We start from the raw sequence: 12,792 nt of genomic DNA, 5'->3' as shown, positions 1-12,792 counted from the left end.
GTCTTACTCAGTCGGGCCGTGCAGGAACGGGCATGACGCCCTCGAAGAGCGCGTCATGCAGGGCGTTGAGCAGGACGCGTGCGCCGTCAGCGGTGAGATGGCCGAAATCGACGTACATCGCCGGAGCGGAGATGTCCGGAGCGGTGCGCGTCATGCAGCCCTCGCGGGTGCACAGCGGTGCACGGGCGGAAATGAAGCGGACGCCCGCCGCAAGCGCAACGGCTTCGAGCGCACGCTCGTAGTCGACGAGTTCGGTAAGCTGACCGTACTGCATGTACTGCGCAGGATAGCGATGTAGTGGGTCCTGCAGCCATTGTGCGTAAAGGAGCTTGTTCACGGAGTCGCGCCATTGTGGCACCGGGCCGACGACCACGACTCGTGTGTGCGGCAGGGCGTTCTTCACCGTCTCGAGTGTCTGTCGCAGCTTCGCCTCGAGGGTCGGGATGTCGAGCGGCCAGTGCGGATGCATCCAGGCACCGTGCAGGATAAGTATGTCTGGCTGCAGGCGACGCGCTTCGTCGAGTACCTCGAGGTTGAGCGCATTGCAGTTCTTCTTGTGAAGCAGGACGGGCAACGCGAGGACGGGGCCGCAGCCGGCCTGTGTGAACTGGGCGATGCCGAAGTCGCGCCCGGATTGCAGGTGGCGCAGGCCGGGATACAGCGAGGCGGCATGCGAGTCGCCCCAGAGCATGACGAGCGGGCGCGTATCCTCGATGCAGTCGAGGTCGCGCGCGTGTGCGTCCGCCGTCTGGAGGTGGCAGCGGCCGGTGCGTACGCCGGCGAACCACGTGTCGTAGTCGTCGGGCTGAAGCAGCATGCGGACCTGTTCGGGGTAGCGGTCGGGGCGTCCGTCTCGCATGTGCGTGTCGAGGCCTAGGGCGCCGATGGCGGCCAACACCAGGCAGAGCGCGAGCGTCCTGGCGCGGGCGTGCTTGCCGAAGCGGATGGGGTGTTCGATAAATCGGTAGGTCAGGTAAGCGAGTGCCACGCTGAGGGCCAGCCCGGCGCAGCGTAGCGCGACCGAGGGCGTGTCCTGAACCGCCATCCGCGTGAACGACACGATCGGCCAGTGCCAAAGGTACAAGGGGTAGCTGATCAGGCCGATCGAGACCATCCATGGGTGGCCGAGGATGGTCTTGTTGAGTCGTGCTTGCGGGCCGGCGAGGATCACAAGTGCCGCGCCGAGCGTGGGCAAGAGCGACCACCAGCCCGGGAAGGCGACGCCCTTGTGGATCAGCAGGAGGCCGGTGGCGATCAGGAGCAGCCCCGATGCGGACAGGATATCGGGCATGCGCTGCATGTTGACGTGCTGGTCGGTGTCGAGGAGGCCGCGCTCGACCAGGATCGCGAGCAGCGCACCGACGAGCAGTTCCCAGAACCGGGTAAAGGGCAGGAAGAAAGTCGCCTCGGGCTTGCTCGCGGTCAAGGAGATCATCAGGCCGAAGGAGCCCGCACAAAGCAGTGCGATCGTCCCCGCCCTGCTAAGGCGGAGGCGCCATGTTGCCCAGAGCACGACGGGATAGAGAAGGTAGAACTGCTCTTCGATGGCGAGCGACCAGAGGTGGAGCAGGGGCTTGCTGTCCGAGGCGGTATCGAAGTATCCGGTCTCGGTCAGCAGCACGATGTTCTGCATGAAGGCCGCGCTACTGGCGATATGCTTGCCCAACTGACCGAAGTCGGCCGGCAGGAGGGCCAGCCAGCCCCAGGCGAAGGTGCCGAGGAGGACGACGATGAGGCTCGGGAAGATCCGTCTTGCCCGATGCGCATAGAAGCTCATGAAGCTCAGTTGGCCGCCATCCAGTCCCCGAAATAGGATGCTGGAGATCAGGAAGCCGGAGATGACGAAGAACACGTCCACCCCGATGAAGCCGCCACGCAGGCTGTTGGGGAAGAAGTGAAACGCGACGACCGCTGCGATCGCAAGGGCCCTGATGCCGTCGATATCGGGGCGATAACGGATACTCGCGGCATGTTGGTCAACGCCGGGGCGAGGGGGCTGTTGCATCGTGCGCTATGATCTTTTTTGACGATAGGCAGGGCCTAAGGCAGTTCAGTGCTCGTGCTTGCAGGAGGCTAACTTCGAGTCGTCTGGCTGTTCGCCAGGAACCACGCATACGTCTCGCGAAGCCCCTCCACCAAGGAGACGCGGGCTTGCCAGCCCAACCGTAGCAGCCGGCTCACATCCATCAGCTTGCGCGGCGTGCCGTCCGGCTTGGTCGTGTCGAAGACGAGCCTGCCCTCATAGCCAATGACCTGGACCAGCGCCTCGGCCAGCGCGCGAATGGTCACATCGGTGCCAGTGCCGACGTTGATGTGCGAGCGCATCGGCTCGGTCTCACGGATGTAGCGTTCCTGCGGGAGGTTCTGCAGATGCACCACTGCCTCGGCGAGGTCGTCGACATGCAGGAACTCGCGCATCGGTGTACCGCTGCCCCAGATCACCACCTCGGGCGCCTTCGCCAGCTTGGCCTCGTGGATGCGCCGCATCAGCGCGGGGATGACATGGCTGTTCTCGGGGTGGAAGTTGTCGCCTGGGCCGTAGAGGTTGGTGGGCATGGCGCTGCGGTAGTCGCGGCCGTACTGGCGGTTGTAGCTCTCGCACAGTTTGATGCCCGCGATCTTGGCGATGGCGTAGGGCTCGTTGGTGGGCTCGAGCGGGCCGGTGAGCAGCGCCTCTTCCTTCATCGGCTGCTCGGCGAACTTGGGGTAAATGCACGACGAGCCGAGGAACATCAGCTTTCGCACGCCATGGGTGTGGGCGGCGTGGATGATGTTGGCCTCGATCATCAGGTTCTGGTGGATGAACTCGGCCGGGTAGGTGTTGTTGGCGTGGATGCCGCCGACCTTGGCCGCGGCCAGATAGACTTGGTCGATGCGATGGGCAGCGAAGAAGGCATTGACCGCGTGCTGGTCGGTGAGGTCGAGTGCGTCGCGGCCGGCGGTGACGATGTTGGTGCAGCCCAGCGCTTGCAGCTGGCGCACGATGGCCGAGCCGACCATACCGCGATGGCCAGCGACGAAGAGGGTGTCGGTGAGGTTCATATTCTGCGATTGGGTAATGTCACAACCCGCTCCCACGGGGGCGACTATAAGGTGGTTGGTCAGTTTTCGGTGGCGACTGGCACGTCGTGCCCGTGCGCCTTCAGGAAGGCATGCCGCTGCGCCACCTTGAGGTCTTCGGCGACCATCTCGGCGCACATCTCCCGCACGGTGATCTCCGGCGTCCAGCCGAGCTTGTCCTTGGCCTTGGTCGGGTCGCCGAGCAGGGTCTCGACCTCGGCGGGGCGGAAGTAGCGTGGGTCGACGCGGACGATGACGTCGCCCGCCTTCAGCGCTGGGGCCTTGTTACCATCAAGACGTTCGACGACCGCATGCTCTTCCACGCCCTTGCCCTCGAAGCGAAGCGTGATGCCCAACTCCGCCGCCGACCAGCGAATGAATTCGCGCACCGAATACTGCACCCCGGTGGCGATCACGAAATCTTCGGGCTGATCCTGCTGCAGCATCATCCACTGCATGCGCACGTAGTCCTTGGCGTGGCCCCAGTCGCGCAGCGCGTCCATGTTGCCCATGTAGAGGCAGCTTTCCAGACCCTGTGCGATGTTGGCGAGACCGCGCGTGATCTTGCGCGTGACGAAGGTCTCGCCGCGGCGCGGGCTCTCGTGGTTGAACAGGATGCCGTTGCAGGCGTACATGCCGTAGGCCTCGCGGTAGTTCACCGTGATCCAGTAGGCGTAGAGCTTGGCCACCGCGTAGGGACTGCGCGGATAGAAGGGGGTGGTCTCCTTCTGCGGCGTCTCCTGCACCAGGCCGTAGAGCTCGGAGGTGGAGGCCTGGTAGAAGCGGGTCTTCTTGTCCAGGCCGAGCAGGCGGATGGCCTCGAGCAGGCGTAGCGTGCCCATGGCGTCGACGTCGGCGGTGTACTCGGGCGACTCGAAGCTGACCGCCACATGCGACTGCGCGCCGAGGTTATAGACCTCGTCGGGCTGCACCTGCTGCAGGATGCGGGTGAGGTTGGACGAGTCGGTGAGGTCGCCGTAGTGCAGGACCATGCGCGGGTTGGGTGTGTGTGGGTCCTGGTAGAGGTGGTCGATGCGCTGGGTGTTGAAGCTCGAGGCGCGGCGCTTGATGCCGTGGACTTCGTAGCCTTTGGCGAGCAGGAATTCGGCGAGATAGGAGCCGTCCTGGCCGGTGATGCCGGTGATGAGGGCTGTCTTGGTCATTGGGAGGAGGGCGTGACGGTTGGCTTGCGCGGGGGGCGGGCTGGCGCGTGCGTTACAATCCGGCCCGAGGACGTATGACAGCCCGCGATTATCCCACGCTCCTGTCGACGCAACAAAACCACGGTCTTGGGGCAGCTGTATTGATGAGTGAATCGACCGATCGCGGGGCAGGTCTTGTCCTGCGCCTGAATATGGATCTCGCTCCGGCCGGGATGGACCTGCTGAGTCCAGGTGGCTTGCGCTGGGGGCGCTGGAGGCTTGAGCTCAACCCGCCGCCAGGGGGGCGGGCTGATTTTTCGGTTGTTCTGGCCAACGCGAGGCCCTATGACACGTTCCGCTGCGCACTGCGGAACACGCTGTTCATTGCAGGCGAGCCGCTGGAAAAGAAGCTCTACGCGCAGGGCTTCTACAAGCAGTTCGGGCACGTACTCGACACGCACCCGATGTCTCGCCACCCTGGGTTGATCCTCGGTCCGCCAGGGCTCAATTGGCATGTCGGACTTGACCTGAAGACGCGGACGTATCGCTTTGGTTACGACCACCTCAAGCTGCTGCAGCGGCCTGTCAAGGAGAACCGCATCGCGGTGGTGTGTTCGAGCGCAAACTTCACACCAGGTCAGAGGCACAGGCTGGCTTTGCTCGATGCACTCAAGCAGCGCCTTGGGGACCGCATCGTCCACTATGGGAAAGGGTTCGAGCCGGTGGATGACAAGTTGGACGCGATCCTGCCCTATCGCTATCACCTGGTGCTCGAGAACACTCGAGCACCCAACTACTGGACCGAGAAACTCGCTGATGCTTATCTGGGCTGGGCGTTTCCGGTGTATCTCGGATGCCCGAATCTGGGTGAGTTCTTTGCGCCGGATTCTTTTTGCGCGATCGATGGCGAGGACTTCAAGGCTGCAGCGGACCGCATCGAACGTCTGCTGGATGCTCCGGAGACGCCGGATGAGATAGCTGCCGTTGCTCAGGCGCGGAACCGGGTGCTGGACGAGTACAACCCCTTTGCATGGGCCGCCCACTGGGCGGAGGCACTCTACCAGGCCGCGCCCGAATCCGATGTGGTAGTCCGCATACACAAGGCATTCCGGCCTTTTCCCCGCGGTTTGCTTTACCGACTCAGGCAGGCGTTAACCCGTTGAACGGGCTCACTGGCCGAAAAGCTTGTGACGGGCGCGGACGTAGAGTTTCTCGATAAGGTAGCGCGAGCCCAGAACGGGATGCCGTTTGAGCCTGTTTCGACTTTGAATGACGCCATGGGCTTCGGTATAGCGGACGCCCGTATCCTTCTCGTTGACGATCCTGCATATGGTTGAGATCGGACCGTATTTCTCGAGCACCAACCGGCGGCTCTCGAGGATTGCTGGTAGCCTTTTCTCATAGAGATTGTCGGTCAAGGCGCGCTCAATGATCGCGAACGCGCTCTCGTAGTCCCGGATGTCGATGGGGATGTAGCTGTCCTCGGGGAAATAGGCGGCAACGTTAGGGCAGCCGTAGTAGAAGGGCAGGCAGGCTCCTAGGAAGGTGTCCGCCAGCTTCTCCGTCCAGTGATGCAGGCCTGCGTAGTTCTCGATCGCCAAGTGGTAGCGGTAGGTATCGAGTGCATCAGCTTTTTCGTCCAGGGGCTGCATGCCATGGCCGTAGATGTCGAGTTCCGGCATGCGCTGTTTCAGCGCCATGGTGAATGCGAAGCGCAGATGGTGCAGAGTGTGCTTCTGCTGCTTCGATGAGCAAACCGTGGCGATCTGGCGAGTCTTGTGCAGTGGAGGGTGCTGTACCAGGTAGTCGTAGTCGCCCCTGGGACTGAGCGTGGAGTAAAACCAGGTGAGGGCCGGTTGTTGGTAGATATGCCCCCGGTGCTTGCCCAGTGCCCAGGCTTCCTGGGCGCTCAGGATCCAGCGGAACTGGCGCAGGTATGGCGAACCATACGCCTTGATCGTTGAGGGCTCGACGGTGATCAGCAGTGTGTGAGCCGAGGGGCAGGCCAACTCTTCCGTCCAGAGAGAGTGGCGTTCGCCGGCAACTGATGGGAGTTCGTCGTAGACGACCAGCCAGTCATACTGGCGCTCGTTGCGGTCGAACACGAATCGGCAGTTGCCCCACACCGGTTCGCGCCTGGGGAATAGCCTCAGCCAGTCCTCGCCATCATCGCCGGGCCTGCACTTGCTGAGGAGCTTGATGCGGATCTCTTGAGTTTCTTGGGTGTTCATGCGTGGTAGGGGGCGCTGCGTCAGAAGCCCCGAATGCGTTTGATGAGCCCGCGTACTTCGTCGTATGCCCCGCTGATTCCGAAATGCGCGGCACGTAGTGCTCGCATCAGGTGGAATTGAAGGTGTGTGCCTGTCCTGCCGGCAGGTACTGAGGTTGTGTGCGCCTTTTCGTAGGCGCGCCCGGTAATGTCAGAGACGCCGTCCTGTTGATTGATGGCTGAAGGCGTAACAGCAAGGACCGACATATGACTCGAAAGTGTGCGGGCATACCAGCGATCAATGGCGCGCTTTCGCGTCAGCCAGTGCCAGACACCAGCGGGATCGGGTAATGCGTCGAGTAGGAACGGGTAGGCTCGTGCGTGTACGAGGTAGGCGTGCGTTGTGTTGCAGCCATAGACTTGGGCTAGGGCGTAGCGGTCCGTGAGCCTTGCATGCTCTTGGAATGGGCTGATCGGGTCGGTGAAACCGAGGTAGCACACGCCCCAGTCGACCCGCTCGAGCGCTTCGCTAAGAGGGGAGATGAGGTTTGAGAAATCGGCTTCGATCTCAACGTCGTCCTCAAGGATGAGCACGCGCTGCCAGCCCGCATCTCGAGCCGTTTCGATAGCTGCTCGGTGAGAAAGCGTGCAACCCGCGCGCCCGGCCCAGGTACGGTCACGCTTGCGGCCCCGAAAGAAGGGCGCTTCGCCAAAGCCGACCAGTTCAACGCCCTTGACTGCCGGAATGCGTTCGGCGTGAAGCGAGCCGAGCAGTGGCTGGGATTCACTGGTGAACTGCTGCCAGCGATCGCTGCGTTCGTCGAGGTTGATCACAAGCACCCCGTCGGCAAGCGGGCGCGGCCCGATCATGCTTTGTCGCTCCAGTACTGTGCAAGCCAGGGAGCCGGGCGGGTGTAGTGATGCGGCTTGCCGTCTGAAAAGCCCTTGATGGCCTCGTCAGGGTCGGGGCGTCCATGGAAGACAAGAATGCGGCAGTTGGGCGCGACTGTGGGGGTGACGAACAGATTGAGCGGAAAGATGGGGCGGCAGTTCCACTTGTAGCTTTGAACCCACTCTTCCGGCCACCAGTTAACCTCCCGCATTGCATGCGTGAGGAAGGCCTGTTCAGTGTTGAACTGGCGGCGGTCTTCGGCATGGGCCATTTCGCGAACGAAAGTTGCATAGACGTCGTTCGACTTGCCGGCATCGAAGCGGAACACGGAGGAGTTACCTACCGCCGGGCGACGCCCAAGCAGCGCTTTGCGGCGGCTGACCCAGTTGTGGATGATGCAGTACTCGCCGGGCTTGTAGTCGAAGAAGCAATCGAGCTTGCCCAGAATGATGAGGTCGACATCCAAGAACAAGGTTGGGCCTTGCAGGTCTCCGAAGCCGTCCTTCAGTACCATGAGCTTGACGAGAATATCCGGCCAGCCTCGCTTTACCCCCGGGTTCTCAGGGAACGGAATGATCCGGATCGCAGGGTCAAGGCCGGTCGGGTCGTCGGTGCAGCAGTGGAACAGGAACGGCCGGTCGAGATTCCTTTCTACCGAACGGAAGAGTGTGTTGACGTAGTGAGGACCATAGCGGGTACCCCACTTAAGGCAGAGGATATTGACCGGGGCCGGATTTGCAGTCACGAGGCAGGCGCTCCTTTTGAGTGGCTGGTTGCGGAGGAGAGGGCGCAGCGGCCTTGTGTCGGGTTGGTCGCATAGCACGTGAGCGCCACGAGCAACACCCAGGGGCCGCGGAAGTGAGTGGAACTGAGGAGCGAATACTCGAGCGTGCCGGCAACAACTGCACAGGTCAGCAGGGCCAGCAGTGTGTGTGCATGTGATGTCCGGCTCTGAAGCAGTCGATAGCCGACAAGTAAGAGTGAGCCCATGAACGCGGCCAGTGAGGGGATGCCGCTGCTCAGCGCCAAGTCCGCCAGCATGTTGTGTGGCGCGTTGATGCCGCTATGCCCCGGAATGTGAATGTAGGAGCCGAAGCCCCAGCCGCCCAGTGGGCGCTGGGAGATGGCCTCGAGGCTGAATCGCAGTGCCGCGACACGGGTGCCATCACTGTAAGTGTCGATGTCATGCCAGCCGCTAGTTAGATAGGCAACGACCAGCGAGCCTAGGGTAAGAAAGTAGGCGCCGATTCGACGAGGTGTGGTGGGCGGGAAAAGCACTACGATGCCAGCCGTAGCGGTGAGAACTGCACCACGTGAGCCACTGCCTGCGATCCCGAGCACGAAAACGGCGGCAGAGGCCCACAATGCCAACCGCTGGTGTTTCGTTGTGCTGTCATCATGCAACAAGGCAGCGCTCAGCACGAGTCCCAGGGCCATGTAGAAGCTGTATGGATTGGGGTTGCCTACGATTCCCTCGATCCGTATTGTTCGCCAGGCGGCGAGCCCCGTATCCGGATGAAGCGCCCACTGGCCGATACCGATGAGGCCGTGGATTAGCAGACAACCCATGGCGATGATCGTGAGCTGACGCAGGCTTATCCACCTCTTGTGCAGTATGAACAAGATGCCGAGACCGATTCCAAGGATCCGGAGGATCAGGGTCGCTTGTTTACTCCATAGGGTCGCGGTCACAAGGTCCTGCGCGTGCTGCAGTGCGGTTGCGCCGATCACCGGGAGCAGCCACATCAGGCTGACGGCGGTGTAGGCACGGGCCGGCGGCGATAGCCAGAAGTCGCGCCGCGCGGCGAGGAGTCCAAGAGCGATGAGGGCGCCCGCGATGTGCGTCGTGGCCCACTTGGCGGCGGTGCTGAAGAAAAAGATTGCCAGCAGGGCGGCGACGGCGAGATTGGCGTGGGTAGCGCCCCGTCGGTTGTCGTAGAGGCTGGTCATTGAGTGCTACTGAGCAATTGAGGGTTGCTTGCAATGTTGGCGTAGAGCAATAGCGTGGCTGCCTGCATTTGAGCAAGGCTGAACTGGTGAGCGGTTCGAGCGGAGTCAGCGTGACCGGTGAGAACGGCATCAATGCGCTTTGCAGCGCCGTCCACATCCCCCTTCGCCACGGCCCCCTGCGGGAACAACCCCCGCAGAATCTCTGCCACCCCGCCATGCGCATACCCCACCACCGGCCGCCCCATCGCCAGCGGCTCCAGCACCGTGCGCCCGAACGACTCCGGTGTGCTCGACAAGCTCAGCACGCAGTCCGAGATCGCATAGATTTCGCGGACGTCGCTTCGATGCCCGGTAAACACGATGCGCTCACCCAGCCCTTCCGCCTGCACGCGTTCGCGAATCTCCTTCGCGTAGCCCGGCCGCTTCGGGTCATCGCCGCCGACGATCAGCCCGATTACGTCCAGTCCGTCCGCGACCAGCTTGCCGATGAGGGTGATGAAGTCGTGATGTCCCTTCAGCCGCGTGAGCCGCCCCGGCAGCGTCAGCACCTTGCGTTGGCCGATCTGCGGAAACTCGGCGTGGAAACGCGCCAGCCACTCGTCCGACGGCTGGTAGTCGCGCGGAAATTCCGTCGGGTCGATGCCGCGCGGGATCACCGTGATGCGGTCATCGGTGAGGTGCGGCCAGCGCGACGGCGGGTAATGCGTGCGGATGTAGTTGCGCACCGTGTCGCTGACCGCGATCACGTGCTCGCCAGCGCACATGATGGCGCTGTAGCGGCTCACCGAGTGCATGCCATGCACGGTGGTGACGAAGTGCGGCCGGGTGTGCGCCGGCATGCCGCGCCAGGCGAGCCAAGCCACCCAGGCGGGCAGGCGCGAGCGGGCGTGGATGATGTCGAAGCGCTCCTGCTCGAAAAGTCTGCGCAGCGCGCGGTACTGCAGGAAGGTGGTCGGCGACTTGCGCCCGAGGTCGCGCGCGATGTGGCGCGAGCCTTCGCGCTGCAGCTGCTCGACCAGCCGCCCGCCTTTCGACAGCACCACCGATTCATGCCCGGCCGAAACCAATGCGCGCGCAATCTCCAGCGTGCCGCGCTCGACGCCGCCGCTGTCGAGGGCGGGGAGGAGTTGAAGGACCTTCAGGGGTTTCATCGCGAAGGCCGCATATGTGCGGAGTGTTCGTTGGCGTCGGGCATGGCGCGATTGTACCTGCGCGCTGGATGCAGGTTGAGCGCGGCGGCTACCCCGGCCAGCGCGACAGCATGAGCCCGGCCACACGATCGGCTTCGCACAGGCGAGTCTGCGGAACGAGTAACCGGGCCTTCCGCTCCCAATCCGCAAACGGGGTGACGAAGCCCTCGCGCTGCAGTTGCGCCACCCCTGCGGTGATCCGCGTTTCGCCCTGCCGCGGCACCGAGAGTAGCCCGGTGGCTGCGCCGGCGGTGAGGCTCTCGTACACCATCGAGACGCTGTCCTCCGTGACCCAGGCCTGCGCACTGCGCGCAACCTGTTCCATCGCCCAGCCGGACGGTGTGTCGCGCACCGGGCGTACGTCCACGCCGCGTTCGCGCAGGGCGAGCAGTGCCGACTCGGTGTCGGCCGGCGTGCGGCGCGAGGTGGTCAGCGTCCAGCGCATCCCTGGTGTGGCGGCGAGGATGGCGTCGATTTGCGCGAGCAGGCCGGCACTGTTCCAGCCGTGGTGCTTGGACGGCCCGCCGATCAGGAACAGACCCTTGTCGACTTCGCGCTCGCGGCTGGGGTGGGCGGTGTTGAGCACGCCGCGGGTGGCGATGATGTTGGCACGCTCGGGCGGATGATCGTGCTGCGGGATCACGCACAGGTCGAACCAGCCCAGTGGCAGGCTGGGCCGCATCAGCGCGATGAGCTTGCCGCCGCGCGCGCGTCGTGCGGCAAGGCCGGCGAGGTGGGTGCGATGGCCGGCGACAAGGATGAAATCCGGGTCGGGCAGTCCTGCGCCCGCCGGGAAGTGGCCGCCCAGCCACTGCCACAGCGCGCTGTGCCCGGCCGGGGCGTCGATCCAGTGCGCCTCGACCGCCGTGCGCGACGCCAGCGCCTGCGCCAGCCCCTGCAGCTGGCTGCGATGGCCGGGCTTGTTGTCGGTGATGAGCCAGAGGGAAGTCATCGGGGCTTCACCTTCATCCGCGGTTGAACCACTTCAACACCACGCCCCAGCTTTCCATGTCGATGCGTGTCACCTGTCCGCAGCCGAAGTCCAGTCCCAGCCAGCGCTCGGGCGGCAGGCCGAGGAGGTGGCCCGCGATGACGCGCAGCGGGCCGCCGTGGGCTATGACGACGAGGTGTTCGGGCGCCGTGCCTGGAAATACCCTATTTCCAGATTCTTGCCTGATCTCGTCCAGCCATTGCAGCACGCGTGCCGCCATCTCACGCGGCGACTCGCCGCCTGGCGCGCGAAAGCCGAGCGGGTCGGCGGCCCAGGCGTCGATGGCGCTGCCGATGTCGGCAAAGCTGCGGCCTTCCCACTCGCCGAAATGAATCTCCTTGAGCCGGTCGTCGAGGTGCGGCGTTCCAAGTGCCTCCGCGAGCAGGCGCGCACGCGCGAGCGGGCTGGCGTGCAGCGCGAAGCTTTCCGGCAGCAGCGGCCGCAGGCGGGCGGCGACCTCGGCAGGGCATTCGGCCAGGCCCAGATCGGTCTGCCCGTAGCAGGTGCCGGGCTCGACAGCGGGGCGGGGGTGGCGGATGAGGTGAAGTTGCATGCGCGGTTTCAGGTGGCCAAGGGGGTGCCGATGGCGGTGAGCACCCCGATATAGCACGCCAGCTCCGCCGCCTGCTGCACCGCGCCGAGCAGGTCGCCGGTGTGGCCGCCCAGGCGGCGCTGGAAGAGGCGGGCGAGCCAGAGCGTGACCAGTGCGGCGAGGATCAGCGACCCGGCCGCGGGCGCGAGGCCGAGCCCTGCCAGGGGCAGCAGGCCGAAGACCGTTGCGAATGCCAACTCGGCGCGCGGCAGCCGCTTCGCCACGGTCCGCGCCTTGGCACTGTCGTCCTCACGTGCGTAGGGCAGGGCGTGCAGCACGCCGACCGCGGCCAGGCGCGACAGCGCGTGCGCGGCGATCAACGCGGCGGCGGCTGTCGTGGGCGAGATGGCAGCGAGCTCGATCAGTGCTGCGGCCTTGGCCAGCAGCATCAGCACGATGGCGATGGCGCCGTAGCTGCCGATGCGCGAGTCCTTCATGATCGCGAGGATCTGTGCCTTCTCCCAGCCGCCACCGAGGCCGTCACAGGCGTCGGCAAAGCCGTCTTCATGCAGGGCACCGGTCAGGCGAACAGTGAGCGCCATCGAAAGAATGACCGCGAGGCTCGCCGGCAACAGAGAGGCGAGCACGAGCAGCGCTGCGGCGCCGGCGCATCCCACCACCCAGCCCACCAGCGGCAGCCATGCGGCGGCGTGCGCGAGCCGTTCCGGCACCCATTCCACCCAGGCGGGCACGGGTAGCCGGGTGAAATAGCCCAGCGCGGTGAAGAAGCGGGCGAGCTGCTCGCGCATGGCCGCGTTCCGGGGGC

Annotated in this window: 12 protein-coding genes; 1 reads left to right on the top strand and 11 read right to left on the bottom strand. The window is 64.4% G+C overall.

Translation table 11 applies throughout. The features are described 5' to 3' along the window. Positions 1–7 precede the first annotated feature (7 nt). The 3 genes from ACUH78_RS05035 to gmd form a co-directional block, all read right to left on the bottom strand. Positions 8–2,005, bottom strand: coding sequence for an acyltransferase family protein (locus tag ACUH78_RS05035; protein ID WP_445332879.1), 1,998 nt, complete (start codon positions 2,003–2,005; stop codon positions 8–10). A 68-nt stretch (positions 2,006–2,073) separates the two neighbouring features. Next, on the bottom strand, positions 2,074–3,042 hold the full coding sequence (fcl, locus tag ACUH78_RS05030; RefSeq protein WP_445332878.1) for a GDP-L-fucose synthase: 969 nt from the start codon (positions 3,040–3,042) through the stop codon (positions 2,074–2,076). 59 nt (positions 3,043–3,101) lie between these two features. Then, positions 3,102–4,223: a GDP-mannose 4,6-dehydratase gene (gene gmd / locus ACUH78_RS05025; RefSeq protein ID WP_445332877.1), complete on the bottom strand. Its 1,122-nt coding sequence runs from the start codon at positions 4,221–4,223 to the stop codon at positions 3,102–3,104. Positions 4,224–4,297: 74 nt separating this feature from the next. Here gmd and ACUH78_RS05020 point away from each other — a divergent pair, with 74 nt between their 5' ends. Further along, entirely contained in the window at positions 4,298–5,365 is a 1,068-nt protein-coding gene (locus ACUH78_RS05020; protein ID WP_510497551.1) for a glycosyltransferase family 10 domain-containing protein, read from the top strand. A gap of 6 nt (positions 5,366–5,371) precedes the next feature. Here the strand turns inward: ACUH78_RS05020 and ACUH78_RS05015 are convergent, their stop codons facing one another. The 8 genes from ACUH78_RS05015 to ACUH78_RS04980 form a co-directional block, all read right to left on the bottom strand. Then, a complete protein-coding gene (locus tag ACUH78_RS05015) occupies positions 5,372–6,433 on the bottom strand; it encodes a glycosyltransferase family 10 domain-containing protein (RefSeq protein WP_445332875.1) in 1,062 nt (353 codons plus the stop codon). A gap of 20 nt (positions 6,434–6,453) precedes the next feature. Then, a complete protein-coding gene (locus tag ACUH78_RS05010) occupies positions 6,454–7,281 on the bottom strand; it encodes a glycosyltransferase family 25 protein (RefSeq protein WP_445332874.1) in 828 nt (275 codons plus the stop codon). After that, a complete protein-coding gene (locus ACUH78_RS05005; RefSeq protein WP_445332873.1) occupies positions 7,278–8,048 on the bottom strand; it encodes a hypothetical protein in 771 nt (256 codons plus the stop codon). Before ACUH78_RS05005 ends, ACUH78_RS05010 begins: the two co-directional genes overlap by 4 nt. Beyond that, complete coding sequence (locus tag ACUH78_RS05000) at positions 8,045–9,253, bottom strand: O-antigen ligase family protein (RefSeq protein ID WP_445332872.1); 1,209 nt, start codon at positions 9,251–9,253, stop codon at positions 8,045–8,047. Before ACUH78_RS05000 ends, ACUH78_RS05005 begins: the two co-directional genes overlap by 4 nt. Further along, positions 9,250–10,404, bottom strand: a complete 1,155-nt coding sequence (locus tag ACUH78_RS04995) for a glycosyltransferase family 4 protein (protein ID WP_445332871.1) — start codon at positions 10,402–10,404, stop codon at positions 9,250–9,252. Before ACUH78_RS04995 ends, ACUH78_RS05000 begins: the two co-directional genes overlap by 4 nt. Before the next feature lie 88 nt (positions 10,405–10,492). Continuing rightward, complete coding sequence (locus tag ACUH78_RS04990; RefSeq protein WP_445332870.1) at positions 10,493–11,395, bottom strand: mitochondrial fission ELM1 family protein; 903 nt, start codon at positions 11,393–11,395, stop codon at positions 10,493–10,495. Positions 11,396–11,408: 13 nt separating this feature from the next. Continuing rightward, positions 11,409–11,987 carry an alpha-ribazole phosphatase family protein gene (gene cobC, locus ACUH78_RS04985; protein WP_445332869.1) on the bottom strand — a complete coding sequence of 193 codons (579 nt, stop codon included), beginning with the start codon at positions 11,985–11,987 and terminating at the stop codon, positions 11,409–11,411. An 8-nt stretch (positions 11,988–11,995) separates the two neighbouring features. Beyond that, positions 11,996–12,775, bottom strand: coding sequence for an adenosylcobinamide-GDP ribazoletransferase (locus ACUH78_RS04980; protein WP_445332868.1), 780 nt, complete (start codon positions 12,773–12,775; stop codon positions 11,996–11,998). Positions 12,776–12,792 lie beyond the last annotated feature (17 nt).

The organism is Thauera sp. ZXT1-4, assembly GCF_052598215.2.
The sequence above is the reverse complement of the archived record's forward strand: the minus strand, read 5'-3'. Positions and strand labels throughout refer to the sequence as shown.